General features: G+C 48.8%; 20 protein-coding genes, 1 other RNA gene, 1 pseudogene and 1 other annotated feature. Of the genes and pseudogenes, 1 reads left to right on the top strand and 21 read right to left on the bottom strand.

Features of this window, described 5'->3' with window-relative positions:
- Nucleotides 1-2 precede the first annotated feature (2 nt).
- The 11 genes from OCV63_RS02825 to pckA all read right to left on the bottom strand — a co-directional run bounded on the left by OCV63_RS02825 (nt 3) and on the right by pckA (nt 13,123).
- On the bottom strand, nt 3-1,082 hold the full coding sequence (locus OCV63_RS02825; protein WP_158361911.1) for an EpsG family protein: 1,080 nt from the start codon (nt 1,080-1,082) through the stop codon (nt 3-5).
- Nucleotides 1,083-1,097: 15 nt separating this feature from the next.
- Nucleotides 1,098-2,291 carry a glycosyltransferase gene (locus tag OCV63_RS02820; RefSeq protein WP_262670615.1) on the bottom strand — a complete coding sequence of 398 codons (1,194 nt, stop codon included), beginning with the start codon at nt 2,289-2,291 and terminating at the stop codon, nt 1,098-1,100.
- Between the two features lie 23 nt (nt 2,292-2,314).
- Nucleotides 2,315-4,000, bottom strand: a complete 1,686-nt coding sequence (locus tag OCV63_RS02815) for a glycosyltransferase (protein ID WP_262670614.1) — start codon at nt 3,998-4,000, stop codon at nt 2,315-2,317.
- Nucleotides 3,997-4,644 (bottom strand): sugar transferase, encoded by a 648-nt coding sequence (locus OCV63_RS02810; protein ID WP_158361909.1) that lies wholly within the window; start codon nt 4,642-4,644, stop codon nt 3,997-3,999. The genes OCV63_RS02815 and OCV63_RS02810 overlap by 4 nt, the downstream gene beginning before the upstream one ends.
- Entirely contained in the window at nt 4,635-5,168 is a 534-nt protein-coding gene (gene loaP, locus OCV63_RS02805) for an antiterminator LoaP (RefSeq protein ID WP_158361908.1), read from the bottom strand. The genes OCV63_RS02810 and loaP overlap by 10 nt, the downstream gene beginning before the upstream one ends.
- Nucleotides 5,169-5,480: 312 nt before the next feature.
- A complete protein-coding gene (locus tag OCV63_RS02800; protein ID WP_158361907.1) occupies nt 5,481-6,842 on the bottom strand; it encodes a hypothetical protein in 1,362 nt (453 codons plus the stop codon).
- Nucleotides 6,843-7,169: 327 nt separating this feature from the next.
- Nucleotides 7,170-8,078: a YihY/virulence factor BrkB family protein gene (locus OCV63_RS02795; protein WP_262670613.1), complete on the bottom strand. Its 909-nt coding sequence runs from the start codon at nt 8,076-8,078 to the stop codon at nt 7,170-7,172.
- A gap of 41 nt (nt 8,079-8,119) precedes the next feature.
- Entirely contained in the window at nt 8,120-9,646 is a 1,527-nt protein-coding gene (locus OCV63_RS02790) for a SpoIID/LytB domain-containing protein (protein ID WP_262670612.1), read from the bottom strand.
- Nucleotides 9,647-9,735: 89 nt separating this feature from the next.
- Nucleotides 9,736-9,917: non-coding RNA, 6S RNA (ssrS, locus tag OCV63_RS02785), on the bottom strand.
- Between the two features lie 124 nt (nt 9,918-10,041).
- On the bottom strand, nt 10,042-11,388 hold the full coding sequence (locus tag OCV63_RS02780) for an MATE family efflux transporter (RefSeq protein WP_158361904.1): 1,347 nt from the start codon (nt 11,386-11,388) through the stop codon (nt 10,042-10,044).
- 121 nt (nt 11,389-11,509) lie between these two features.
- Nucleotides 11,510-13,123 carry a phosphoenolpyruvate carboxykinase (ATP) gene (gene pckA / locus OCV63_RS02775; protein WP_158361903.1) on the bottom strand — a complete coding sequence of 538 codons (1,614 nt, stop codon included), beginning with the start codon at nt 13,121-13,123 and terminating at the stop codon, nt 11,510-11,512.
- A 689-nt stretch (nt 13,124-13,812) separates the two neighbouring features.
- Here pckA and OCV63_RS02770 point away from each other — a divergent pair.
- Nucleotides 13,813-15,177, top strand: a complete 1,365-nt coding sequence (locus tag OCV63_RS02770; protein ID WP_158361902.1) for a citrate/2-methylcitrate synthase — start codon at nt 13,813-13,815, stop codon at nt 15,175-15,177.
- Nucleotides 15,178-15,275: 98 nt separating this feature from the next.
- Here the strand turns inward: OCV63_RS02770 and OCV63_RS02765 are convergent, their stop codons facing one another.
- The 10 genes and pseudogenes from OCV63_RS02765 to OCV63_RS02720 all read right to left on the bottom strand — a co-directional run bounded on the left by OCV63_RS02765 (nt 15,276) and on the right by OCV63_RS02720 (nt 24,824).
- Nucleotides 15,276-15,623: a hypothetical protein gene (locus tag OCV63_RS02765; RefSeq protein ID WP_158361901.1), complete on the bottom strand. Its 348-nt coding sequence runs from the start codon at nt 15,621-15,623 to the stop codon at nt 15,276-15,278.
- Between the two features lie 130 nt (nt 15,624-15,753).
- Nucleotides 15,754-17,241: a threonine synthase gene (gene thrC / locus OCV63_RS02760; protein WP_158361900.1), complete on the bottom strand. Its 1,488-nt coding sequence runs from the start codon at nt 17,239-17,241 to the stop codon at nt 15,754-15,756.
- Between the two features lie 175 nt (nt 17,242-17,416).
- Entirely contained in the window at nt 17,417-18,214 is a 798-nt protein-coding gene (locus OCV63_RS02755; RefSeq protein WP_158361899.1) for a nitrilase-related carbon-nitrogen hydrolase, read from the bottom strand.
- Nucleotides 18,215-18,396: 182 nt separating this feature from the next.
- Nucleotides 18,397-20,055, bottom strand: a complete 1,659-nt coding sequence (locus OCV63_RS02750) for a 2-isopropylmalate synthase (RefSeq protein WP_262670611.1) — start codon at nt 20,053-20,055, stop codon at nt 18,397-18,399.
- A gap of 216 nt (nt 20,056-20,271) precedes the next feature.
- Nucleotides 20,272-20,574, bottom strand: a binding site (T-box leader).
- Between the two features lie 55 nt (nt 20,575-20,629).
- Entirely contained in the window at nt 20,630-21,073 is a 444-nt protein-coding gene (locus OCV63_RS02745; RefSeq protein WP_158361898.1) for a hypothetical protein, read from the bottom strand.
- Nucleotides 21,066-21,299 (bottom strand): annotated as a pseudogene (locus tag OCV63_RS02740) (DUF3990 domain-containing protein); the annotation flags it as partial. The pseudogene OCV63_RS02740 and the gene OCV63_RS02745, both read right to left, overlap by 8 nt.
- Before the next feature lie 117 nt (nt 21,300-21,416).
- The gene (locus tag OCV63_RS02735) at nt 21,417-22,877 is read right to left on the bottom strand and encodes a glycoside hydrolase family 1 protein (RefSeq protein ID WP_158361897.1); all 1,461 of its coding nucleotides are present in this window, start codon (nt 22,875-22,877) and stop codon (nt 21,417-21,419) included.
- Nucleotides 22,864-23,187 (bottom strand): PTS lactose/cellobiose transporter subunit IIA, encoded by a 324-nt coding sequence (locus OCV63_RS02730; RefSeq protein ID WP_158361896.1) that lies wholly within the window; start codon nt 23,185-23,187, stop codon nt 22,864-22,866. The genes OCV63_RS02735 and OCV63_RS02730 overlap by 14 nt, the downstream gene beginning before the upstream one ends.
- 24 nt (nt 23,188-23,211) lie before the next feature.
- Complete coding sequence (locus OCV63_RS02725; RefSeq protein WP_262670610.1) at nt 23,212-23,526, bottom strand: PTS sugar transporter subunit IIB; 315 nt, start codon at nt 23,524-23,526, stop codon at nt 23,212-23,214.
- Nucleotides 23,527-23,585: 59 nt separating this feature from the next.
- Nucleotides 23,586-24,824 carry a PTS sugar transporter subunit IIC gene (locus OCV63_RS02720; RefSeq protein WP_158361894.1) on the bottom strand — a complete coding sequence of 413 codons (1,239 nt, stop codon included), beginning with the start codon at nt 24,822-24,824 and terminating at the stop codon, nt 23,586-23,588.
- Nucleotides 24,825-24,884 lie beyond the last annotated feature (60 nt).

Here is a 24,884-nt window from a genome sequence, read left to right as displayed (position 1 = left end):
ATTCAAGCTAATTGGTACGGATAATTAATGCTCGCAAACAAAAACCACACTAAGTAACACGTACTCACTATAATTCGGAACATAATCCTGTTATTACGAAAAACCTTTTTACCGAATAAATCCACTACAAACGGAACAAAAGGCATAAAATAAAATCCTAACCTTTCAAAAGAATTTACTACTAACCCTAAACAAGAGAAGAAAGGATAGAATAAAGCACACGCTGCATATATTCTTTCTTTTTCATTATATAATTTACTTTTTTTAAGTATAAACAATGAGAATACTCCAACAATAATCCAGACGATTGATGATAGACCAATGTTCATATATTGATTAGTATTGCTCGTAATGTGTGAGTACTGAGGTAAAATACTTGCTAAAAAAAATAATACTTGTCTGTATAATACACCAATTAAAATCGTACTTCCCAGTACAAGCCAATAAATAAATTTTTTTTTTCTAAAAATGAACATGATAGTCGGTATAAGGAAAAGAACGGCCGACATATGAATGCTAGATGCAACTCCAATCAATAGTATTACTTTTAAATATTTTTTTTCTTGTAAAAAAGACCAAGCTATTAGCAATATTGTTAACGCACAACTCTGCCTTGCTGTATTGAATGCAGCAAAAAACAAACCATTACCTAAAAAAACAGTTATACCTATTGCCGTATCAATTTGATTTTTTATTATAAAATATGCAAATCCTACGCAAATAAATAACGATATAATTAACTGAAAAAAGTAATAGTTATCGTAAATTAATGAAATCGTCTTCATTAAAACTACATACCCTATATCTAATCCCGTATTCATAGCTCCAATTTTGACAGCTCCAAACGGCATCGATGTAACATAGTAAAAATAGCTCATATATCGTTGAGTATCTTCCCCAACAGTTTCAGCGCGCACACCCATAACTAATGCACATATAATCATGAAAAAAAACACCCATCTAGTTTCTTTTCTAATCCTAATTATGTTGTTCTCATCAGAAAATGAATGACTTCTTAAAACAAAACCATTTTTCAGTGCTGAACCCAACACAAAAATTATAACCAAATACAAATAAATCATTGCCTTATAAACTCACTATCCTTTATCTTCGCACTGCTCTACTATTTTTCTTATAATTTGCTCTGCACATAAATTTTTTTTTGCATATTTCTGAAATAGCTTTATTTTTTTATCATGCTCCGTAAAATTTACGGCATTATATATTGCCGACATATAATCCCCATTTACTATTTCATATATATATTCTCTATAACAATTTGGCATTCCGTCTAGCATACATGCAACTACACGCTTTCCCGTCAATAAATACTCTATGTTTTTGGACGGAAATGAATATTTTGTATACTCTGATTCATTTGTTCTTGTATTTATCAATATATCTGCCTCAGCTAATATCATTGAAACTTCCGACGGCAACAACTGTCCTAAGTATTTAATCCGCCCATCAACTTCTGTCATCTTTATAATGTACTCTTCTTCATCACCAGCACCACAAATGGTTAGCCTCAGCCTTGTATCTCTATTTTTAACAAATGAATCTATAAAATTTCTAATACCAAATGCAGTTTGCAGCCCACCAGCATAAACAATATTAATATTTTTTTTCTTGTTAATTTCATTTACGCATACTATTTCTGGAACAGATTCCACAATTCCTTCTGCAACAAAATATGGTCGTTCAGCAATTTTTAGAGCATCCTTCATATATTCCGTCAATATAACAAATGAATCGACATTTTTCATAAGATTATTAATTTTTCTTATATCTATTTTTTTAGCAACATCATAAATAATCGAATGTTTGAATAGGTTCATATATTGTGGTAAGTCAGGAACATAAAAACAAATTTTACTACTATTTGTATTTTCTTTTAAATATCTCGCAGCTTCCAAATAAGGCTGATGCGCACAATACACAATAATAAGGTAACTTTTACTTTTATTAACTAATAGTTTTTCTCTAATTGCTCTTTTAAGTTGATATGCCCGTGAAAGATTTCTAACCCCCCACAAATTAAAAAAAGAAACACAATAGACATTATTTTTATTAATTACAGGAGCCTTAAATTGTATTTTTCTATATCCCATAGGGTATGCCCCTATCAAAGGTGCCGAGAATATATAATGCTTTACATTACTTTTTTCAAGTCCTTTTAACAGTTTTTTCTGAAAAATATCAGCCGAGTACCAAATTGCCCCTTTTGTATTCTGTCTAATATCGTTTATTGCCTCATCATGTAACGGTCCACCAATAAATACTATCTCCACAAAGACACCCTCCATTCATAAATCTATATGTTCACTTTTTTCCCAAAAATTCTCTTTTTCAATGCATTTAACATATACCCTAATTCATGAACGGTGCATTCTAGAATTGACAACCCTGGTTGAAGCCTTAAACATTCAAAATAACGTCTTGCGTTTTCAACTTTATTACTGCTTTTAGACCCTGGAACAATTCTGTAACTTGCCAAATTCTCATTTAACCCGTATGCAATAACTCCATTTCTCAAGTAATACATCCACGTAAGAATATCCTCTAAATAACCTTTTTCCATGTGAAAATCTGGTATCTGTACTCTATCAATAACAACAGTTAAGCAACCTATAATCGTATTACTCAGGTATTTCTCATATTCAATACAACATGGGACCTCATACAATCGTCGCTCTTTATCATTCGAATTTTTAAACGCCTCGTAAGCCGTGAATGAAAATGCACATTTATTGTTTTTCATAAACCTTATCTGTCTTTCCAATTTTTGTGCTTTCCATAGATCGTCAGAATCTAGTAATGCGATATATCTGCCTTTTGCTATTTCTAATGCAGCATTACGTGCGACAGCTGAACCACAATTTTTTTTTAAATTAACAAGTTTAATACGAGCATCCTTTTTTGCATAGTTATCAACTACATCTACTGTGTGATCACTTGAACAATCATTGACAATTATCATTTCCCAATTTGTATATGTTTGCGCAATTACGCTTTCAATCGTTTCTCGTATTGTTTCTTCACAATTGTATGCAGGCGTTATAACAGAAACAAGATCATTTAAAGTTCCATCTTCATTAATTTCCATATAGCTTTCTTCTTTTTTTTCAATACTCTCTTTTAAACTTACTTTCTGATAACTCACTCCTTCATATACACTCATTTTATGAGCATAACACATATTCCCAAACGCCTTATTCACCATTCCGCTGATCTTTCCCGGAATCTTCCCGGCTATCCATACAGCCGGATTCAGAAGCTTTGTAATCCAGATCTTATGACCCGCTGCTTTTGCTATTTCACGTACCATTTCGCTGGTTCGCACATATTCCGCGTTCTGTGGGAAATAAATTCCTGCTTCCCCGGACTGCATCAGCAGACACAGGAATTCACAGAGATTATCGATATAGAGCATGCTCCGCTCATTTTTGATATCCGGGAATACAGGAAGCTTCTTCGCCATTTTTGCCAACAGCGGATAATTTCCTTTACTGCCTTTTCCGTAAATCATCGGCGGACGCAGAACTGCCACATGAAAGCTATCGCTTCCCAATTTGCGGACGCCCTTATCTGCCTGCCATTTACTATCGCCGTAGAAGTTTGCCGGATGAGGCTTTGTCTCTTTTGTCACAATTTTTCGCTTTCCGAGTCCGGCACTTTCTCCATAGATAATCATGCTGCTCATCAGCACAAACTGTCCCACGCAGTCTGACTTCGCTTTCTCTGCTGTCTCGATAGCCAGATCCCGATTGATTTTATAATAGAAAGCTTTGCGCTCTTCGGACACTTTTCCCACATCCGCATGGGCAATTCCTGCTACATGAAACACCGTGTCATATCCCGCGAAGCTCTTTTCCCGCCAGCTTCCATCTATCATATCTACTGTATCAATCTGAAATTCACCTGGATGCTCCTTCTTCGCCCAGGCTTCGAAGGACATACCGATATAACTGTTCGCTCCTGTAATCAAGACTTTTTTCATAACTGCTTTCCCGCCTTCTGCTCTCTCTGCTTCTTCATTTCTCCGGTTCCGCCTTCTACGACGCCATCGGATCGCAGGACGCTGACGATGGTCCCGAAGAAGCAGCGGGTATCCATCAGAAAGCCGCTTAAGCTGCCCTTACGGAGCTTCGCCACATATTCGCCGTCCAACTTTGCTTTTACCGGGATCTCCAGTTCGTCACGGCCGTTGATTTGCGCCCAGCCGGTCAGTCCCGGAAGGACGTCGTTGGCTCCGTATTTGTCGCGCTCGGCTATCAGGTCATACTGGTTCCAGAGGGCCGGACGGGGCCCAATGATACTCATATCGCCCATCAGAATATTGATAATCTGCGGCAGCTCATCCAGAGAGGTTTTCCGCAGAAAATGTCCTGCCTTTGTAATATACTGATCCGGGTCGGCCAGCATATGGGTCGGCATATCCTTCGGCGTGTCGATCCGCATGGTACGGAATTTCAATATGTGAAATGTCTTTTTATGAATTCCGATTCGTTTCTGTTTGAACAGAACCGGTCCTTTGGAATCCAGTTTGATCCAGATAATTAGGGCACAAAAAAGGGGTGATAACACGATCAACCCCATTGCCGCCAGAAACGAATCCATTATTTTTTTTATTTTTAAATACATGTGCTTTCTTCCTTTTTCTCTATTTTTTTCACAATCTCCAGCCCCGCTTTCAGTCTCCGCGCCTCTCCCAGCAGCTTCACCTTCAGCCAGGCAATCCGCTTATGCCGGTCCGCCCGGCATATCAGATGTTCCAATCCCTTTAACGGGCCTTCCGTTACATAGATTCTGCCATCCTTCTGATAGCCCCGGGACATTCGGAGTATTCGCTCTCTGCCGGACAGAAGTTCCAGCAGAAAAATATCTTTTTCCGATAGTGGCGTCCATTTTTCACCGGTTCCCAGTAGCTTCGTGAGCCTGGGAATACGCTTCAGGGTCTGATACAATGCCTCCGGCGTCTCTGTGATGACAAAGAGATAACCCGGGAAAATGACGCCTGTAAGCTCTTTCCATTCTCCCTGTATCTTTTTCTGGTTTTCCCAGCGGGGTGTGAAGAGCTCTGTCAGGAACTCTGTGACCTCGTATTTCTTCGCTTCTTCGATGATTTGTTCTTCCTGTCCCGTGGGAACCTGAATGACATACCACATTGTCTATTCCTCCAGATGGGCGTGCTTCGCCACTCCGCGCTCTGCCCGGATGGTTCTGCAAAAGGATGACCGCCCTCTTTCCGAACGCGGCTTGGCGACGATTCGGAGTGTCGGGTTTCTTGTTCAAAATTAAATATCCTATACCAGAGCTCTTCTTTCGAAGGTCTCCTGCTACGACGGCGTTTGCAGAGAACCGAAGTAACACTGCCTTTTCCCGCTGTTACAGGAGCTTTTCTCCATGACGGAGGTTGGCCCGCTCCAAGACCGTATATGAATACACCGGGATTTTCCCGGTATGATTACCGATAAATCTCAGCCTGCCTTCTGCAGGTATTCTGTCTGTAACTCCACAAATGCAGAGAAGTCTTTCTCACATGCGTTCAGGTCAAACTGTTTCAAATCTTCCGCCACATGGTTCAGTAAAAATGCGCTGTACAGCTTCTTGTCCACCCGCTGGCCGTCTACTACGCGCCAACTCTTCCGCAGAGGCATCCTCTGGTAGGTGCCGGTGTGATGATTGAATCCGGTGGCCTTCAGGAGGAAGGGCTGTACGTAAATCAGCTCCTTGCCTTGCTGCATAAGCTTTTGCTCCAGGATGGTCCGAAAGCCCACAGGGCTGCGCATCTGGGCGTAAGCGCCGTTCGGCTTTCTTCTCCGCAGCTTGGCGAAATTAATATCTTCTATATAAAATGTGGTTCCGGCTGCTGCGATTTTCCGGGCAAGCTCAAACTGCTCCTGCTTCTGCCATGCTCTCTGTTTTCTGCAAAGCTCCCGATACCGCCTTCCGGCCTTCTGATAATTCCGGGATATCCGCCACTCTCTGCTGCCTTTTCGGACGCGGCCATCCAGCTCGTAGTTCGCCGGGTTCTGTGCCCGCCTGCTGCGCTCCATGTATGCCTGAAGCTTCTGCTTCTCCTGCTCCAGCCTCCGGGATTTCTCCGGCAGCTCATGGAGACAGGCTTCCTTCCGGCTGACTGCCGCGATTTTCCGGAAACCGAGAGCCAGACCGACGGTCTCATCCGGGCTCTCCTCCGCATGCTTCTGCGGTGGCGTCCCCTTCAGTACCAGCTCTGCAAAATAGCGTTTTTTTCCGCGGATCTCTTCCTGTTTGATCCGGCAGAAGCGAAGCTCTTTTTTCAGGGCGGCTGTCTCATAAGCGTTGCCCTTCCGGCCCACCGGAAGGACCAGATCCTTCCACAGGATTTCTCCATTTCGATATTTGATGGAGGTCTGATTGGTTTTCCCCGACAGGCTTCGAAGCTCTTTCTTCGGATGTACCCGTTCCGCCCGACCTTGAACCAGAGCGTCCACAGCTTTCCATACATCCGCCGCCAGGTTCTGGGTCACCGGGCTGTCTGTGTGCGCCTTATAATATCTCCGGTAACCGGTGGCGTCCCTGCAGATAGCGGCTCTTGTGAGGCCATACTGCGCGATCAGTGCGTCCCGCTCCTGCAGAAGCTCTTTCCGGGCTGCCTTGTCACTCTCTGTCGCCAGCGCTTCGCGAATTCTGCGAAATGCCTTTGTCTGGGCCATCTGGCGGTAGCGTTTCCCTGCCTTCTGAAGCAGGGCGTTATAAATCCAGCCGTTGACCGCAAATCTCTTTTCCAGGATATGCTGTTGCCGGATATCCGGTTTTAAGGGCAATGTCAGCACAAAATATGGTTCTGAAGCCATCTGTTTTCCTCATTTCTGAACGTTTACTGACTGATAAAAATGGGGGATTTTCGTGAATTAGCATACTTCACGAAAAAACAGGAACCTTTACGATATTTCGCTGATTAAAGTTATACTTATTTTGGAATATTCACCCAAGAACTGGGCTTGATTAAGAAAAAGGTTTACCTTTTAAGAAAACTGTGCTATCATAGACAGGAAAATTGGAGAAATCCAGCTTTTTATTTTCGTGAAGTATGCTACTCCACGAAACACTCCCGCCAAACAAATTCCCCGGGATATGGCTTTTCGCTTCCATATCCCGGGGATTTTTTTTCCCTCTGTCCTCTATTTTTTCTCCTGTTCCTTCTTCTCTTCTTTTTCCTCTTTCTCCTCCCGCTTCTGCTCCCGCAGCATCCGCCGGTAATAGGATACCCGCCGGAACTGATCCTCGAAGTAGGAATTGATCTCCGCGCCGATGAGGATGATGTACATGCAGAAGTACAGCCACAGCATCACCAGCACGATGGTGGTCAGGCTGCCGTACATATTGGCCAGGCCAGGGGAGTACTCCACGTACAGGGAGAAAACAATGGAAAATACGTACCAGCATACTGCCGAGAAAGCCGCGCCGGGAGCCTGCCGGATGATCCGCACCTTCCGGTTCGGCACGAAACGGTACAGCAGCATGAAGAGTGCCGCCAGAATCGCTATGGATACCATACCCTTCAGCCTCAGAATGATTCCCGTCACATAAGTCAGAATCGGAATATATTCCATGGCCATCTTGTGCAGGGAATTACCAAAGACCAGGACTACCAGGGACAGAATGATGGCTACTACAAAAACCACTGTATACAGGGCAGACTGCAGGCGGAGGATGATATAGTTTCTGCGCTCCTCCACATTGTAAATCATGTTCATGCCCTGGATCAGACCCATGAAACCCTTGCCTGCGGACCAGGCTGTCATGATCGCGGACAGGGAAATGGTGACTGCCGTCTTGCTATACACTTCGTTTATGATTCCCAGCACGAAGGCGTCCATGCTGGGCGGAAAGACCGCCTGCGTCGCCCGATAGATGTCGGCAGGCGTCAGGGAGGTATACTGAACCAGGGTCACCAGAAGGATGATGAATGGAAAAAAGGACAGCATAATAAAGTATGCGGTCTGTGCCGCATACGCTCCTACGCAGTCCTCCTGCATGGCGTTCAGAAAGCCCCTGATTAATTTGACGCATTTTTTCACAAGCTTCATAATTCCCCCGTCAAGCTTTGGTTCTCTAAAAAATAATTTTATCATATCTCACTGATATCCGTCAATTCCACATCCGTATAGAAGAAATGCAGGATCTCCGCGAAGCTTTTCCCCTGCTTCGCCATGCCGTTGGCCCCGTTCTGGCTTAAACCCACGCCGTGACCGTAGCCGCCGCCTCTGAAGCGCCAGCCGGACAGCTCCCCCTTTTTGTCAAATAAGGGCGTAATCTCCATGCAGGCGCTGGGCAATAGCGCGCTGCCGTCCACTTTACTTCCGTCCTGCCGCCGGATACTCCCGCCCTGCACATTCAGGAGAGCCCGCACATTGTATTCGGTGCTGACCTCGATGGTGTGGCGGCTGCCCCGGATCTGCAGACGGGTAATGGCTCCGCCTGCGTTTCGCTCCAGCACGTCGATGCCGCGGATCCGGCCGATGGTTTTGATGGAACGGCTCTCCAGACGGCTGCCAAGGCGGGTCAGGATGGCGTCGGGATTAGCCGCCATGCGGGCTGCCAGAGCCTGGTTCAGATTTTCTGAGAGCGCCTGGTTTCCAATCTCAGTCTCCCAGCGGTACCAGCTGATATCCGCGTCATAGCCGCCCGGATGCTCCGTCTCCAGAAAGGCGGCAAAGGCTTCCTCCGAGCTTAAGTCCACGCTCTCCCCGGAGGCGTCCACGCATTTTCCGGTCAGATAAGGCGTCTCCGCCGGGCTGCCCTCCCACCAGACTGCCTGATTGCCGGTGGCCCCGAAGGAGGTGGAAAAATAGTACGCTGTGATCGGCTCTCCCCCATAGGTCAGAATCTGCCCCGCTGTCTCTGCCACGGCCCGGTCGGTACTGTAGCTCCGATCCGTATTGCCGTAGACCTGGAAGCTGACGCTGTCGTCCACGTGGGCTTCGCACTCGGGATAAGCCCATACTTCCATCTCCTGACAGGCGTAGGTCCGGGCACAGACAGCCTGAGCCTTCAGGGCCTCCGTACTGTAACCGGAGGGCATTTCGCTGGGTACCACGCAGGCCAGATAGGTCTCCAGCGGCAGCTCATTGACCAGATAGAAGCCCCCGTCGGTCGGCCATACCTCCAGTGCGCCCTCGTAGACCGGATGACCGCCGCTGCGGATCAGGGAATTCACCCGGATGCGGGTATCCTCCCCGGTAACGCGCAGGCAGATGGGCGTCTCCGCCAGCGGTTCTCCGTTCAGGAACAGGACGCCGTCCTCCCGGGTCAGCTCCAGCTGGCTGCCAGAATCCAGTTTTTCGCCCGTCTCCCTGTCTGTCAGCGTCAATTCGGAACCATGTTCCGATGCAAGGCTTACTTTTTCATGAAGGGTTTCCGCGAAACCGTCCGTCTTTAAAAGAACGCGGATTTGTCCGGTGTAGGGCAGCGGCTCCGGCTCTGTATTTTCCAGTTCTTCCGCTTCCTCTGCGTCTGTCCCTTGAATTCCATTTTCTTCTAATTCTATGTTCTGATTCTGTGTCTCGGATTCCGGCCCGGTTCCGCCGCTTTTCTTTTGCAGGCTTAGCATCCCGCCCAGCACCAGAACTCCCAGCGCCAACAGTCCGAGTTTCATTTTCCAAAGCTTCCTCTTGTCCATCCGTCCCCCATTTTCTGCGAAAAGCACAAGAAAAGGCAGCCGTCTCCGACTGCCCTTATCTTTCTTGTAAACCCAAAGTGCCGTTTCCGCGATTTTGACGCCTAGCTAATGCTAGGTGGGTAACCTCAACTGCCTTTCTGCCTTCCACTGCACATTCGGAGGCCTGACATCCGGGACAGAGATATTGGAATCCCATGAACGTAAATGTAGGTTCAAAATAGCGGGTTCACGCACACCCCAGGAATTCATTCCGTTTCACTTATAAGTTACTCAACTCATGAAATTATTATACTGCAAATGATACTATTTGGCAACAGAAAAAATTATTACTGTTCACTTTATTCTCAGTAATACATCTCGCGGAATCGTGGCTATGAATGGTTAGCAAAAAGCTTACTTACCGCTTTTTTGTAAATCACAAACGCGGCCGCCGCGGTCGCCCATTCGGTCAGCCAGAAGCCGTGCCAGACGCCTGCTGCGCCCAGGAAGCGGCTCAGGATGAAGCCTGCCGGAACCAGGAGTACCAGGTAGCGGAGCAGGGAGATTATCAGGGACGGCACGCCCAGGCCCAGCCCCTCCAGCACGCCGCCGGAGATAATGGACACAGAGGATACCAGAAAGCCCAGGGAAATGATGCGCAGAGCTTCGGCTCCCATCTGCACTGTCGCGGCATTTTCCGTAAAGAGGCCGAACAGCTGGTTCGGAAACAGGACGCAGATGACCGTACCGAAGGCCATGATCACCGCCGCCAGGCTAAGCGCCGTCCGGTAAATCTTCCGCACCCGCTGTTCCTCGCCCGCGCCGTAGTTATAGCCGACTAACGGGCGGATGCCCTGCACGATGCCATTTGCGGTCAGATACAGGAAGGTCTGTAGTTTATAATATACGCCCAGCACCAGCACGTATCCTTCCGAAAATCCGGCAAGAATCGCGTTCAGGGCAGAGATGGTCAGGGACGGCACCGCCAGGTTCAGGGTCGCCGGAATGCCCACGCCGTAGATACGCCTCAGCACATCCTTTTCGAAAATCAGGTGTTTCCGGCTGATACGCACCGGAATGGGCCGGGCAAAATAAATCACCAGATAGACGGCCACGCTGACGGTCTGACCGATACCGGTAGCCAGGGCCGCACCCTCGATCCCCATCTCCGGAAATGGCCCAATTCCGAAAATCAGCATCGGATCCAGAAGGATATTGCTGATGCAGCCTGCCATCAGGCTTACCATGGACACCTTCATCCGGCCCACGGCCTGAAAAATCTTCTCAAAGCTTAAGCTGAAGGAAATCATCGCCGCGAAGGCAAATACAATGCGGGAATAGCGGAGCGCGTAGTCGATGACCAGCGCGTCCTTCGAATACAGCCGCAGAAACGCAGGCATAATCACAAGACAGGCCACCATCAACACCAGACTCTGGACCGCATTGATAAAAAAGCCTGTGGTCGCGGCCTGATCCACCTGTTCTTTCCGTCCTGCACCCAGGTAAAAGGCGATGGTCGCGTTGATGCCGACGCCGAAACCGATGGTGATAGCGTTGAGCAGGTTCTGAATCGGGTAGACCAGGGACAGGGCCGTCATGGCCTCCTCCTGGATGCTGGCCACGAAATAACTGTCCACGATGTTGTACAGGGAATTGACCAGCATAGACAGTACCATGGGCAGAGACATGGACAATACCAGATCCAGAATCGGTTTTTCTTTCATAAATGTATCATTCATAACTCTTATTTACCTCAAAACAAAATTCGCCACACGGCGGGGCATAAGCCTTACCGTGTGGCGAAAAGCGGAATTGCTTCCGGAAAAATCCACGTCCCTTGCGGGTTTTAATAATTGTGAATTAGAGCTGCGGACCTGCTGCAACCAGTGCCTTGCCGTCTGCGTTGCTCTCGTACTTCGCGAAGTTCTTAACGAAACGCTGTGCCAGGTCTTTTGCCTTTGCATCCCACTCTGCAGCGTCTGCATAAGTGTCGCGCGGGTCAAGGATTCCTGTGTCAACTCCCGGAAGAGCTGTCGGTACCTCAAAGTTGAAGTACGGAATGGTCTTGGTCTCTGCATTCAGAATATCGCCGTTCAGGATAGCGTCGATGATTCCACGGGTATCCTTGATAGAGATACGCTTGCCTGTGCCGTTCCATCCTGTATTTACCAGGTATGCCTTAGCGCCGCTCTTCTTCATCTTCTTAACCAGCTCATGAGCGTACTTGGTCGGATGCAGCTCCAGGAATGCCTGGCCGAAGCATGCGGAGAAGGTCGGTGTCGGCTCGGTGATTCCACGCTCGGTTCCTGCAAGCTTTGCAGTGAATCCGGACAGGAAGTAGTACTCAGTCTGCTCCGGTGTCAGAACGGATACCGGCGGAAGTACGCCGAATGCGTCTGCGGACAGGAAGATAACGTTCTTCGCGTCCGGACCGGAAGAAATAACATTTACATTCTGCGCGATCTTCTCGATGTGGTTGATCGGGTAAGATACACGTGTATTCTCTGTAACACTCTTGTCTGCGAAGTCAACCTTGCCGTCCTTGTCCAGAGTTACGTTCTCCAGAAGAGCATTTCTCTTGATGGCATTGTAGATATCCGGCTCAGACTCTTTGTCCAGGTTGATAACCTTTGCATAGCAGCCGCCCTCGAAGTTGAATACGCCGTTGTCGTCCCAGCCGTGCTCGTCGTCGCCGATCAGAAGACGCTTCGGGTCTGTGGAAAGGGTGGTCTTACCAGTTCCGGAAAGTCCGAAGAAGATAGCGGTGTTCTTTCCTTCCATATCTGTGTTTGCAGAGCAGTGCATGGAAGCGATGCCCTTCAGCGGCAGATAGTAGTTCATCATGGAGAACATACCCTTCTTCATCTCTCCGCCGTACCAGGTATTTACGATAACCTGCTCGCGGCTGGTGATGTTGAACATAACTGCGGTCTCAGAGTTCAGACCCAGCTCCTTATAATTCTCTACCTTTGCCTTGGATGCGTTGTATACAACGAAGTCCGGCTCAAAGTTCTCCAGCTCCTCAGCGGTCGGCTGAATGAACATGTTCGTTACGAAATGAGCCTGCCAAGCCACCTCTACGATGAAACGGATAGCCATGCGTGTGTCCTTGTTCGCGCCGCAGAATGCGTCTACTACGTACAGCTTCTTACCAGACAGCTCTTTCTTTGCGATATCCTTTACAGCAGCCCATGCTTCCTGAGTTGCCGGATGGTTGTCGTTCGGATACTCCTCGGATGTCCACCATACGGTGTCCTTGGAATTCTCATCCATAACGATGAATTTATCTTTGGGGGAACGTCCGGTATAGATACCTGTCATAACGTTCACTGCGCCAAGCTCGCTCTCCTGGCCTACTTCAAAGCCTTCCAGACCCGGCTTTGTCTCCTCTTCGAAAAGCATCTCGTAAGAAGGATTGTGTACAATCTCTGTAGTTCCGGTGATACCGTACTGAGTTAAATCAATCTTTGCCATCTTTCACTCGACCTCTTTCTTTTCTTATATGTAATATAAAGGGTGTTACTGTGAACAACGTGAACAGTAACTAAAGGGCCACTCTGCATGTAGCTGCCATTCTGCATACAGGGCTATCCGCCCACGTCTCATATTATCACATCTTGTGAAAAAAAAGTCAAGGAAAAGTATCTATAAAAATACAATTTATTTTACCAGAATTGACGCGCAGTAAAAAAGGATGCAGCTTTTCACAGGAAAGCTGCATCCTTTTTTAACTATGGGGCAATCGCCCCATAGTCAGGAATTTCCAATGGAAATTCCTGACTGCGTATCATTTCGTCCACATTCTCATTTGTAACTAAATTCTTAAAAATCTGTAAACTTTCTGTTTTTCCCATGATTTTCTGTTCATTTTATGATATGATAACACCAATACGCCGCTAAAGCTACTGTTTACTTCGTTCACAGTAACACGCTTCGCGATGCACAGAAGGAACCTTCTTGAACAAAGTTCAAGAAGTAGCGTTTGCTTCGCAAACTTAACTCGTGATTTTGGCATATACATGCCAAAACACCTCGCGGAATAGTGTCTGTGCAAAGTAACTTAATGCATACTCTTTCATTTTCGCGGTCTGTTTTATCTGAACATCACAGGACACCCGTTACCAACAGAACATCTGTTATACTTTCGAAAGGAGATTTTGCCTATGCAGATCAATTCATATTCCGAAATCACACCCGAAATTCTGGATCTCTCCCGCTTAAGCGAGGAAACCAGCCAGATCAACGCAGAGCTTTATAAGAAATATGACGTCAAGCGGGGCCTGCGCGATATCAGCGGCCAGGGCGTGCTGGCGGGTCTCACGGAGATCGGCGAGATTCACGCCTACGACATGGTGGAGGGCAAGCTGATTCCCTGCGAGGGCAAGCTTTTCTACCGGGGCATGGATATTGAAGAACTGGTGCGTGGCTTCGTGTCGGAGGGCCGCTTCGGCTTCGAGGAAATCACGTACCTGCTACTCTTCGGCGAGCTGCCGGACACCGAAGAGCTTGCGTCTTTTAAAAAGCTTCTTGGATCCTACCGCTCCCTGCCCACCCATTTCGTGCGGGATATCATTATGAAGGCCCCCAGCAAGGACATGATGAACACCCTGGCCAGAAGCGTGCTGACCCTCTACTCCTACGATGACCGGGGCGACGATATCTCTATCCCGAACGTACTGCGCCAGTCCCTGCAGCTCATCGCCCTGTTCCCGATGCTCTCGGTCTACGGCTACCAGGCCTACGCCCATTACCACGACGGCAAGAGTCTCTACATCCACCCGCCGAAAGCGGAGCTGTCCACCGCCGAAAATATTCTCTACACCCTGCGGCCCGACAGCAAATACACGGATTTCGAGGCGAAGATTCTGGATATCGCCCTGGTGCTTCATATGGAGCACGGCGGCGGTAATAACTCCTCCTTCACCACCCACGTGGTCTCCTCCTCCGGCACCGACACCTACTCCTCAGTAGCCGCTTCTCTGGGCTCCTTAAAGGGTCCCCGGCACGGCGGCGCGAACATCAAGGTCGTGCGGATGTTCGAGGATATGAAGCAGCAGGTAAAGGACTGGACCAACGAGGAAGAGGTGGGCGCTTACCTGCGGGCCCTGCTCCACAAGGAAGCCTTCGACCACGCGGGTCTCATCTATGGTATGGGCCACGCGGTCTACTCCCTCTCAGACCCCCGTGCGAACATCTTCAAGTCCTTCGTCAAGCGTCTCTCTGTGGAAAAGGGCCGTGAAGAGGAATTCGCCCTCTACTCCATGGTGGAGCGTCTGGCTCCGCAGATCATCGGTGAGGAGCGTCAGATCTACAAGGGCGTCAGCGCCAACGTGGACTTCTACAGCGGCTTTGTATACAGCATGCTGGATCTGCCCCTGGAGCTCTATACTCCCATTTTCGCCATGGCCCGTATCGTGGGCTGGAGCGCCCACCGCATCGAGGAGCTGGCCAATAATGGTAAGATCATCCGCCCGGCGTATAAGAGCGTGGCGGAGCGGCAAGAGTATGTGAAGCTGAACGAACGATAACCGGATCCATCTTTGCTGTCTTCCATATATTGAACTGACCCTTTATAACGCAAAAATCCCGGCAGTTTTTCGCTCACTGCCGGGATCGATACACTTTTTTACCAGAATTTCTCCGTCCCCTTCCGCGACATCAGCGCGAACCAGACCAAATCAATCAGGAACACCACCATCAGCACGTTGTACACGATGGACGGGAGTGGGGTGACGTAGCTGTTCACCAGGCCGGCTCCACCGTAGATCAGGGCGCCGACGGCGAATACGATCATTTTCGGGGCAATATAGGCTTTATAGCCTTCCAAATCTTTACACTTCTTTAAATTGATATCCTTGCTCATCAGAACTTCCTGTTTAATCTCGCCCTTTGTGGTCAGCAGGAACCAGGCATACAGCATGTACACGCCTGCGCCCACGAAGATGATATCGAGGAGACTCCATATATTATCCATTTTTCACCTACTACAGTGCTGCCCGGCTCGCGGACAGCGCTGTTCTTTCTTATCGTAATTTTATCCTCCGGATATGCCGCTCCGCTTTGGATGCCATCCGGCAGGATACCATGTCTGCCAATATGAGCGTCTACATGCCAAGAAATGTCCTGACTGCCGCCTTCATATCCGGCACTTCCACTACAGTATCATGCAGAACCGGAGCGGTGCGGATCTCCTCTACCGCCTTCGGAACTGCCACGTCGGACAGCTTCGACAGCTCATCCGCCAGTGCGAAGTCATCCTTACCCTCGCAGTCCACGCCCATGGCCTCCAGGACGCTTCTGGTGAACTTAAAGGGGCTTGCGGTAGACGCGATCACAGACTTGGTCCGGTCGCCGGTCTCTGCCTGATATTTCTTGTATACACAATCCGCTACCGCTGTGTGGGTATCGATGACATAGCCGTTCTCATCATACAGATCATGAATCGTCTTCGCAGCCTCCGCCTCAGTCGCGTAATTGCCATAGAAATCACCCAGCTTCTCCCGCATGGCCGGTGTAATCTCGTACTTGCCATTCTCGCTTAAGGACTTCATGAACGCCGCGTCCGCCTTATCGTCGTGACCGGCGATGCGGTAAATCAGACGCTCCAGATTGCTGGAAATCAGAATATCCATGGACGGGGAAGTGGTCAGCACAAATTTCCGGTTCCGGTCGTAGCTGCCGGTCTGGAAGAAATCGTAAAGCACCTTATTGTCATTGGAAGCGCAGATCAGCTTCGCGATGGGCAGACCCATCTGCTTCGCGTAGTAGGCCGCCAGGATGTTGCCGAAGTTGCCGGTGGGAACGACCACATTGATCTTCTCGTTCTTCTCAATTTCCCCATTTGCGTATAATTTCGCGTAAGCATATACATAATACACAATCTGCGGAACCAGACGGCCGATGTTAATAGAGTTCGCGGAGGAGAACTGGAAGCCTGCAGCGTCCATTTCCTTCGCCAGATCCTTATCGCCAAAGATGGCCTTCACGCCGCTCTGGGCGTCGTCGAAATTGCCGTGGATACCGATGACCTTCACGTTCTTGCCTTTCTGGGTCACCATCTGCTTCTCCTGCACGGGGCTCACACCGTTCTTCGGGTAGAATACCACGATTCTGGTACCCGGCACATCCGCGAAGCCTGCCATAGCTGCCTTGCCGGTATCGCCGGAGGTGGCGGTCAGGATCACGATCTCATTTTTCACCTGATTCTTCTTTGCGGAAACGGTCATCAGATGGGGCAGGATGGAAAGCGCCATATCCTTGAACGCGATGGTGGAACCATGGAACAGCTCCAGGAAATAAGCGCCGTCCGCCTTCACAAGCGGCGCGATCTCCGGCGTATCAAACTTCTCGTCGTAAGCGCTGTCGATGCAGTGCTTCAGTTCTCCTTCCGTGAAATCCGTCAGGAACTTGCTCATAACCGCGTAAGCCGTCTCCTGATAGCTCATTTTCGCCAGCTCATCCAGGCTCACATCCAGCGCCGGAATCTCCACCGGCACGAACAGGCCGCCGTCTGCGGAAAGGCCCTTTAAGATAGCCTGGGAGGCTGTCACCTGCACACTGGAATCTCTGGTACTTCTGTATAACAAATCCATAGTTGTCGTCCCCTTTTCTCGTATTCTGATCAACGCATCTGCCAGACCGCCCTTTTGCCGGGCTGAAACTGCAAATCGTGATTCTTTTTCTCACAAAATTCTCAATCATTATAACAGAACAGAAGAGCCGCGTCAATGCGCAGCTCTTTATTACGTTAAATCATTACGTCGAAAGTTAGATATGCAGCCCATCCGCCAGCTTCCGGTATAGCTCCGGCTTCCGGTCAACCTTCGCCGGAAAAGTCTCCCGGTACTTCCGCACCATGTCCAAATCCAAGTCCGCCACCAGCAGCTCTTCTTCTCTTCCTCCATGGGCCAGTTCATTCCCCAACGGATCTACAATCATGGAATCCCCGCTGTAGCTTAAGGTTCTGGCATGTCCCACCCGGTTGATTCCGGCGATGTAGCACTGGTTTTCAATAGCCCGGGCCTTCAGTAAGGTTTTAAAATGCCCTACCCGGTCCTCCGGCCAATTGGCTGGTACTACGATGAGCTCCGCCTGCGGGGAGGCCAGCTGAAAGATCTCCGGGAAACGCAGATCGTAGCAGATAAAGGGCGAGACCGTCCAGTCACCTACCTTGCAGAAGCTTAAAGTATCGCCGCCTGCGTAATGCACCGACTCGGTTCCAAACGTAAAGGGATGAATCTTCCTGTAATCCGTTAAAATCTCGCCCTGCGGGCTGATGATCGCATAACGGTTATAGGACTTTGGCTCCCGATATTCCACATAGCCCATGCCGATATACAGGCCGTATTCTGCCGCCTTCTTTGCAAAATACCGCAGTGTCTCCGGTTTCTCCGCCGGTTCCCCGATCTTCTCCGGATGCATGGAAAAGCCGGTCATGCTCATTTCCGGAAATAAAACAAATTCCGCCTGCCGCTCTCTCGCTTCTTGCAAAAAGCGCTCCGCGCGCTCAAAGTTTTCGTGTTTTGCCTCCCAGAGAGGCTCCGTCTGTGCCAGTGCGATCCGCATACCCGTTTCTTTCCTTTCCGTTTTTCTTCTTATTTTATATTATAGCCCATTCTATCCGGCATTTCCACAGAACTTTGAAAAACCACAGTTTTGGCACAGCATGTCCGCCACAGGCGTACATGTAAAATGAGGCCTCTGAACGTGGAGAGGCCTCATGTTTCCGCTTGTTTTTATCCTGCTTTCTATGCCACGGAATTGTTGATGGCTGTCAGAAGCGCGTCGATGGAAGCGCGGATGATATCCGGATCCACGCCTGCGCCCCAGGCCAAGGTGCCGTCCGGCTTCTGGAGGCCCACATAGGCGATGGCGCGGGAGCTGGAACTCTGCTCCAGAGCATGCTCCTGATAAGTAACCAGGCTGTACTCCAGGCCATATCCCTTCTTAAGCGCATTGCTGACTGCGTTCAGACGGCCGTTTCCGGTAGCGTAGAGAACCTTCTTTTCTCCCTGATACTCGGTATGAACCTCTGCGGTGATACCGTCCACCTGTTTGAAATGTACTTCCGTAATATTGTAGGGAGCCGTAATGCCCTCGAACTTCTTCTTGAAGATCTCGAAGATCTCCTTCGGCATCAGTTCCTTGTTCTGGTGATCGGACGCGTCCTTGGCTGCATAACCCATAGCCTCCCGCATCTTCGGCGGCAGATTGAGGCCGAAGTTGTGCTCCAGGATATAGCCTACGCCGCCCTTTCCGGACTGGCTGTTGATACGAATCACGTCTGCGTCATAGTTGCGGCTGACGTCTGTGGGATCGATGGGCAGATAGGGTACGGTCCAGTGCTCCGGATCGTTCTCGACCCGGTAGTTCATGCCCTTTGCAATGGCGTCCTGATGGGAACCGGAGAAGGCCGCGAATACCAGCGCGCCCGCGTAGGGGCTTCTCTCATTGACCTTCATGCCCGTGAACTTCTCATAAGCCTCGCAGACCTCCGGCATATTGCTGAAGTCCATCTTCGGATCCACGCCCTGGGAATACAGGTTCATAGCCAGAGTTACCACGTCCACGTTACCGGTGCGCTCGCCATTTCCAAAGAGGGTGCCCTCCACACGGTCGGCGCCTGCCAGAAGGCCCATCTCGGTGTCTGCCACGCCGCAGCCCCGGTCATTGTGGGGATGCAGGGAAACGATGACGTTCTCGCGGTATTTCAGGTTTTCGCACATGTACTCCACCTGGCTTGCGTATACGTGGGGCATGGAATGCTGTACGGTTACCGGAAGGTTGATGATGGCTTTCTTATCCGCCGTGGGCTTCCACACATCCAGAACGGCGTTGCACACCTCCAGTGCGTACTCCGGCTCGGTTCCGGTGAAACTCTCCGGACTGTACTCGAAACGGAAATTGCCTTCGGTCTCGGACGCCAGCTTCTTCAGAAGCTCCGCGCCGTCCACGGCGATCTTCAGGATTTCTTCCTTGGATTTATGGAATACCTGCTCCCGCTGTGCCACGGAAGTGGAATTGTATACATGCACGATGGCCTGCTTCGCGCCCTCCAGCGCAGCGAAGGTCTTGCGGATGATATGCTCTCTGGCCTGGGTCAGTACCTGGATGGTCACGTCATCCGGAATCAGATCCTGCTCAATCAGAGTGCGAAGGAACTCATACTCAGTCTCGGACGCTGCCGGGAAGCCCACCTCGATCTCCTTGAAACCTACTTTGCAGAGGAGCTTGAAGAAGCCCACCTTCTGCTCCAGGGTCATGGGAACCACCAGGGCCTGATTGCCGTCGCGCAGATCCACGCTGCACCAGATAGGAGCCTTATCCACGTAATCCTTCTCAGCCCATTTCATGCAGGGATAGGGCGGTAAAAAGTACTGTCTCTGGTATTTCCTGTAATTCATCATGATGTTTTCTCTCCTTTTGTTCTGTGTGTTGTGTTATTCTGCATTTCGATAATAGATATGCGGTATGGCAACCTACAGGAACGTGGATTTCCGCAACGAGATAAAATACGCTTCGCGAATTTTACTCGTTATCACGGCAGTCGTCAAGGTCTCGTGCAAGCACGGACTTTGACTCGTTGCTCGCGTAAAAAAATCCGCCTCCGTCAGCCTGCTGCCAACGGAGACGGAAGACTTATTCGCCTTACGCGGTACCACTCCATTTTCGTGAATCTCATTCACACTCTCATCGGATACGGATTCTTCATCAATACAATTATCGAACCTTATATCCTCCCCGCTGTAACGGTCGGGCTCCGTCTGCTTCTACTTTCCTTTTCCTGAAATCTTTCTGAGAATCAGGCACCGGATTTCGGACAGCCGCTCTGAGGTCAGTTCCCATTCTCTCTTCCGCTACTTCACACCAGCCAGCAGCTCTCTGAACTCCAAGGGAATCGTACTACTCCTCGTCCTCGCATTTATCTAATATCTGTAGTCTAGGATAGCAAATGTCGCTGTTATTGTCAACCCCTGTTTTTTAATCCAGCAGATGCCCCTCTCGATAGGACCATTCCAGATAATCCGGATTCTGGTAATACAGATCCGAATTAAAATCTGATATGGCGTCGCTGATAAAAGAAGTAAAGATTTTTATCAACTCCTCTACTTCTTTTCCCTTTTCCGCACAGTCCTCTATCATAATACTGTAGAGCTTCCCGATATCGAGAAAACTCGGCACAGAATATCGACAGCCGGATATTGTATCAAATTCTCCCCGGGTTATCTTATAATAGGAAATCACCTCATCGCTGACCTGTTCAAAGCTCAGACAATGATTTACCTCCGCATCGCACAGCAATTTTTCTATTCCCTTTTTCCCAATCGTCCTGACAATATCGCCCCGATGATTCCGCGTCTCTCTTGCAATATACTCAATCAGCGCACAGACATAAAAATAATCATTCCGCTCTTTCTCACCCATAAACGACCTCACTTCTTACAAACTTCAGACAATCCAACACAGACAATGTGTGAAAACTAATCTGATGCGTTGGATATTTAAATTCTGCCAGCGCCCAGAACTGTTTTCTGTTAATACGTCCCGAAAGGAAATCATTTACATAGTTCCAGATTGTATCATTTGCCATAGGCCCCTCCACAATATCATAATCATGGGTCTTTCCGCTTCTGCATGTGGCAATAAAATCCCCAGGAAAAATCCTTCGAAGCAGGATTCTCCGCTTTATATAAAAATAGTTCCATGGTATTTGCAATTATCATACCATGGAACCATGAAAAATGCTATCTATCTTTTTTTTTTTCTCTCATTGAGCCAGACATTCCCCGTTGGTCTCTATCACCCGCCGCATCCAGGAAAAGGATTTTTTCTTTCGCCTCTCCAGGCTTCCCTTTCCCTGATCGTCCATGTCCACATAGACGAATCCATAGCGCTTCTTCATTTCTCCTGTGGAAAGGGATACCAGATCGATGGGGGCCCACATGGTATAGCCGAAGCAGTCCACGCCGTCCATGAGGATAGCGTCCATCATGGCGCGGAAATGGGCTTCCAGATAGGCGATCCGGTAATCATCCTCCACATACCCTGACGCATCCGGTTCATCCACAGCGCCCATACCGTTTTCTACGATAAACAGAGGAACCTGATAACGGTCGTACAGCTCATTTAACACATAGCGGAGTCCCAGTGGGTCGATGGGCCAACCCCAGGGCGTCGTCTCCAAATAGGGATTCGGATCGCCACCGATGAAATTATACTCTCGAGACTGGTTGGTGATGGTGGAACGATAGTAACTAAAAGAAATAAAGTCCAAAGTTCCATTTTTCAGAATCTCCGCATCCCCGGGCTCTTTCTTCAGCGTCACCTGCTTTCTTAGGAACACCGCTTCAGTGTAACTCGGATAATAGCCCCGCACCATCACATCCATGCAGAAATAAACGTCTCTTCTGCACTGCAGCTGGTAAAATACATCCTCTGGCCTGCAGCTGGCTGCATAAATGGCACTGGCTGCGTACATAGCTCCAAACTTACTGCCCGGCATCATCTGATGGCCCAGTTTGACCGCCTTCGCACTGGCCAGAAACATATGGTGTACCGCCTGATAATGGGTCTGATTATCGGCCCTGTGAGTACCTGTGGACGCATAACCTCTGGCCTGATTAATTTCATTAAAGGTCAGCCAATAGCGACATCTCTTTCCAAAGCGCTCAAATACCGTCCGACAATACCGTAGATAGCAATCTATCACATGGCGGCTGCTCCAGCCGTCATATTTTTCCGACAGATATGCCGGTATTTCATCGTGGTGTAAGGTAATCATCGGCTCTATCTGATATTTTTCCAGTTCATCCAGAACTGCCTCATAAAAGCGCAGTCCCTCTTCATTGGGTTCCAGCTCATCGCCGGTGGGGTAGATACGGCTCCAGCACAGGGAGAAACGATAGGTATTGAACCCCATTTCCGCCATCAGGGCGATATCCTCTTTATATCTGTGATAGAAATCCACCGCTTTATGGCTGGGATAATATGCGTCTTCACAGATACAGGGCTTTCCTTCCACCGGAATATCCTCCGGATCTGAGAAGCTGCTTCTGGCCTTTTTTACACTGCCGTCCGGCATCCGGTATGTGATATACCGGGGACTTTGATAGGCCCCTGCCGTCTCAAAATCGTGGGTGCTTAAGCCTCTGTTTCCCTCCTGGAAACCGCCTTCATACTGAAAATCTGCCGTAGCTCCACCCCACATAAATTTCTCACTCAGCTTCATGTCCGTGCATTTCCTCATACATTTCTACAAACTCTTTTGCGAGAATTCCGAAATCCTCCGCACTCATCAGTTGATCCTCTGCGTGAATCAGCAGCATCCGTATCTCCACGGGTTTTCCATCCGCTTCCTTCTGCAAAAGCTCCAGATGATAATCATGGCCCTTCGCGAAATCTTCTCTTCCCGCTTCTATCAGTTCCCATGCCTTCTCCATATTTCCATGACGAGCCTCCTTGATGGCCTCGATATAATAGGAGCGGGCGCTTCCCACTGCGCTGATGATCTGAAAACAGGTTAATTCCATTCCTTCCATTTACATTTTCCTTCTAATTTTCTTTTAATTTTCCAATTTTTTTAACGCTTCCTTCAGAATGGACTCGCCGTTGCCAAGCCCGTAGTCCCGCATGCTCATGACCTCCACCGGTTTTCCGCCGGACTTTTTCTCGATATCGCTCTTGATATAGCGCACCTGCGGAGCCAGCATGATAATATCCGCCGGATTCATATCACGCTCCACGTTTACCGCGGACTCTGCCTTGGCGTCTACCGTCAGATCGATACCCATTTTTTCAGCTGCCTTTGCCATATTTGCCTTGATAATTGTTGAGGACATTCCAGAGGAACACATCAATAATACATGAATTTTTTCCATAACCAGTCTCTCCTTTTCCGGGTCTGCGACTTTCTCCACCGCAGACCCTTTTTTCATTTTTACTCATTTTCAGCTTCCAACTCTTTTTCGTATTCCATTTTGTCGCCAATCTTGAAGAACGGGTAGTATACCACCAGGGTGATGACAAATACCAGGATTGCCCAGATCAGGGTGCTCACATGTCCGTTGGACATCAGATAGCCAATCAGGATGGGCGGTGTTCTCCAGGTCAGGTTGGCAATGCAGGGCATAGCCACGATGCCTGCGTCCATCAGCGCGTAGGTCGCTCCTGCCAGGATTCCCGGAAGGATAACAAATGGAATGAAATACAGCGGGTTCATACAAATCGGGGTTCCGAAAATGACCGGCTCGTTGATTTCAAAGATGCCCGGAAGCAGGGATACTTTTCCCACCGCCTTGTATGCCGCGCTCTTGACCCGGAAGGTCATCAGAAGTACCAAAGCCATGGTTGCTCCGGTTCCACCTACCCAGATCAGGATATCAGTGGAGTTGGTGATGATATATGGAATAGTCTCGCCTGCCAGATAAGCTGCCTCATTGGCTGCGCCGTTGGATACCAGAATCGGAAAAATCGGCGCCATAATGATCCAGGAGTTCAGTCCGCAGAAAAAGCAGAACGCACATGCCATATGGTAAATCACATAGCCTGGCAGGGTATTGAAGATATTGGCAAAGGGCTGCATGATTCCGATCAGAAACGCATTAATCTCAAAGCCCAGTACCCGGGAAATGAATGCGAATACCATAACCATAACCGTAATCGGGACCAGAGAATTCAGGGACTGCGCCACTGCCTCCGGAACGCCCGCCGGCATCTTCACGCCGATATTTTTCTTTTTCAGGAACGCCATCACCTTTACGGAAATAAAGCCGATAACCAGGGCTGCCAGAAGGCCGTTGGAATCCAGACCTCCAGTGTTCAGGCCGTCCTCCGTAAGCTGGGAAGCCAGGAAGGAACAGGTGGAAATCAGCATAGCCGGAACCACATCCACATCATACTGGGTAGCTCCGTAATAACCTACGGCTATGGCCGCCGTCAGTCCCATCATGCCGGTTGTGGCCTGATTGATGGCGGTAAATAAGGGAATCACCGGTGCCATCACTGTCTGAAACGCATCAATCGGCAATTTCGCAATCATGGCCGCAATGGAACCTACTACCAGTAACGCTACCAGCGACATCATTGCATTTCTCATAACGACTAAGAACGGAATGCTAGCTACCCGGTTCGTAAAGGGAACCAGTTTTTCCTCCATAAAGCTATAAAACTTCTTCATATACACTCTCCTTATGTTTGTTTGCTTTTGTTTTTATGTTACTAACATGCATGTTTACGT

This window comes from Laedolimicola ammoniilytica (assembly GCF_025567165.1).
GTDB classification, from domain to species: domain Bacteria; phylum Bacillota; class Clostridia; order Lachnospirales; family Lachnospiraceae; genus Laedolimicola; species Laedolimicola ammoniilytica.
This window is presented reverse-complemented; position numbering and strand designations above follow the sequence as displayed.

What these genes read in the sequence shown, in the direction of transcription:
- OCV63_RS02825 (WP_158361911.1), bottom strand. Translation starts at nt 1,082, where the DNA reads ATGATTTATTTGTATTTGGTTATAATTTTTGTGTTGGGTTCAGCACTG.
- OCV63_RS02815 (WP_262670614.1), bottom strand. Translation starts at nt 4,000, where the DNA reads ATGAAAAAAGTCTTGATTACAGGAGCGAACAGTTATATCGGTATGTCC.
- OCV63_RS02810 (WP_158361909.1), bottom strand. Translation starts at nt 4,644, where the DNA reads ATGTATTTAAAAATAAAAAAAATAATGGATTCGTTTCTGGCGGCAATG.
- loaP (WP_158361908.1), bottom strand. Translation starts at nt 5,168, where the DNA reads ATGTGGTATGTCATTCAGGTTCCCACGGGACAGGAAGAACAAATCATC.
- OCV63_RS02800 (WP_158361907.1), bottom strand. Translation starts at nt 6,842, where the DNA reads ATGGCTTCAGAACCATATTTTGTGCTGACATTGCCCTTAAAACCGGAT.
- OCV63_RS02795 (WP_262670613.1), bottom strand. Translation starts at nt 8,078, where the DNA reads ATGAAGCTTGTGAAAAAATGCGTCAAATTAATCAGGGGCTTTCTGAAC.
- OCV63_RS02790 (WP_262670612.1), bottom strand. Translation starts at nt 9,646, where the DNA reads ATGAAACTCGGACTGTTGGCGCTGGGAGTTCTGGTGCTGGGCGGGATG.
- OCV63_RS02780 (WP_158361904.1), bottom strand. Translation starts at nt 11,388, where the DNA reads ATGAATGATACATTTATGAAAGAAAAACCGATTCTGGATCTGGTATTG.
- pckA (WP_158361903.1), bottom strand. Translation starts at nt 13,123, where the DNA reads ATGGCAAAGATTGATTTAACTCAGTACGGTATCACCGGAACTACAGAG.
- OCV63_RS02770 (WP_158361902.1), top strand. Translation starts at nt 13,813, where the DNA reads ATGCAGATCAATTCATATTCCGAAATCACACCCGAAATTCTGGATCTC.
- OCV63_RS02765 (WP_158361901.1), bottom strand. Translation starts at nt 15,623, where the DNA reads ATGGATAATATATGGAGTCTCCTCGATATCATCTTCGTGGGCGCAGGC.
- thrC (WP_158361900.1), bottom strand. Translation starts at nt 17,241, where the DNA reads ATGGATTTGTTATACAGAAGTACCAGAGATTCCAGTGTGCAGGTGACA.
- OCV63_RS02755 (WP_158361899.1), bottom strand. Translation starts at nt 18,214, where the DNA reads ATGCGGATCGCACTGGCACAGACGGAGCCTCTCTGGGAGGCAAAACAC.
- OCV63_RS02750 (WP_262670611.1), bottom strand. Translation starts at nt 20,055, where the DNA reads ATGATGAATTACAGGAAATACCAGAGACAGTACTTTTTACCGCCCTAT.
- OCV63_RS02745 (WP_158361898.1), bottom strand. Translation starts at nt 21,073, where the DNA reads ATGGGTGAGAAAGAGCGGAATGATTATTTTTATGTCTGTGCGCTGATT.
- OCV63_RS02735 (WP_158361897.1), bottom strand. Translation starts at nt 22,877, where the DNA reads ATGAAGCTGAGTGAGAAATTTATGTGGGGTGGAGCTACGGCAGATTTT.
- OCV63_RS02730 (WP_158361896.1), bottom strand. Translation starts at nt 23,187, where the DNA reads ATGGAAGGAATGGAATTAACCTGTTTTCAGATCATCAGCGCAGTGGGA.
- OCV63_RS02725 (WP_262670610.1), bottom strand. Translation starts at nt 23,526, where the DNA reads ATGGAAAAAATTCATGTATTATTGATGTGTTCCTCTGGAATGTCCTCA.
- OCV63_RS02720 (WP_158361894.1), bottom strand. Translation starts at nt 24,824, where the DNA reads ATGAAGAAGTTTTATAGCTTTATGGAGGAAAAACTGGTTCCCTTTACG.